The 833-nt window shown below is 70.5% G+C and carries 1 protein-coding gene; it reads left to right on the forward strand.

The annotated features are described in order from the left end of the window. Window positions 1-833 (forward strand): DUF637 domain-containing protein (locus GPA21_RS21235; RefSeq protein WP_168989865.1); only part of this gene is annotated, 833 nt, incomplete at both ends.

Consider the following 833-nt stretch of genomic DNA (forward strand, 5'->3'; position numbering starts at 1 on the left):
CAAGGGTGAGGGTTACAGCCTGGAGACGCTGCGCCTGACCGAGATCGCCGCCACCTCGGGGCTGGTGATCGAGGCAGCCGAGCGCATTCGCATCGATGTGCCACGCGTCACCGCCGAGTCGGTGGCCGACACCGTCGCGCGCCTGGCCGCGGCCGAACCGCAACTCGCGTGGCTGGCCGACATGCATGCAAGCGGCGACATCGACTGGCGCCAGGTCCGCGAGCACCACGATCGCTTCAAGTACAGCGATTCGGGCATGGGGCCGGGCCTTGCACTGGCCGTGGCGATCGTCACCACCGTCGCCACCGGGGGCTGGGGCAACGCCATTGCGGCTCAGGTCGGCGCGACCTATGGCCCCGCCGCCGGCTACGCCGCACAGGCCGCCTTCCACGCCGCGGCCAGCAACCTCGCCATCCAGACCATCAACGCCCGGGGCGATCTGGGACGGGCCCTGTCCGAAAGCCTCTCGGGCGACGCGCTCAAGTCCTACGCGAGCGCCGCGCTCACCGCCGGGCTCACCGCCAAATACATCGACGCCTACTTCGGCGCCGGCACCGACCCAATCACCGGCACCACCCTTGGCCACGACCTGAACAGCGTCGCCGGCACCGCCCGCTTCGCCGCCCACCAGGGCGCACGCGCGGTGCTCTCGGCCACCGTCGATACCGCACTGCACGGCGGCAGCCTCGAAGACCGCCTGGCCGCAGCACTCACCCAACAAGCCATCCACGTCGTCTCGGCCACCGCCTTCAATCAGGTCGGTAACCTCGGCCTTGCCGACGGCAGCCTCGAGAAGATCCTGGTCAAGGCGCTCGTCGGCGGCGCCATCAGCC

Origin of the sequence: Azoarcus taiwanensis, assembly GCF_012910885.1 — a bacterium.
Classification (GTDB): Bacteria; Pseudomonadota; Gammaproteobacteria; order Burkholderiales; family Rhodocyclaceae; genus Azoarcus_F; species Azoarcus_F taiwanensis.